Source organism: Aquirufa rosea, from assembly GCF_004118285.1.
Classification (GTDB): Bacteria; Bacteroidota; Bacteroidia; order Cytophagales; family Spirosomataceae; genus Aquirufa; species Aquirufa rosea.
In genome coordinates this window covers 1-255 of the sequence record NZ_SDHY01000050.1, presented here as the reverse complement: position 1 = coordinate 255, position 255 = coordinate 1, and the positions used below count along the sequence as shown (strand labels likewise).

The 255-nt window shown below is 40.8% G+C and carries 1 protein-coding gene; it reads right to left on the bottom strand.

What is annotated here, in order from left to right; translation table 11 throughout:
- The coding region (locus ESB04_RS12540; protein ID WP_205749524.1) for a hypothetical protein at nucleotides 1–255 on the bottom strand (255 nt) is incomplete at both ends.

The following is a 255-nucleotide window of genomic DNA, read 5'->3' as shown; positions in this document are numbered from 1 at the left end:
TACAATCATTATCTGAATCTAAATCCAAGAAGTCAGGAGTACCGTCTTTATCAGTATCAATTACTGGAGCATATTGTCCACGATCATCCCAGCCGTCTCCATTTCCGTCGTTTAAGTTATTACAAGTAGCACACTTGTTCTTTCCTTCCCAAGCATCTGGAATAGTATCGCCGTCTGAATCTAAGTCAAGGTAATTTGGAATACCATCGCCATCATTATCTCCATCACGCTCATCACTATCTCCTAACCAATCTC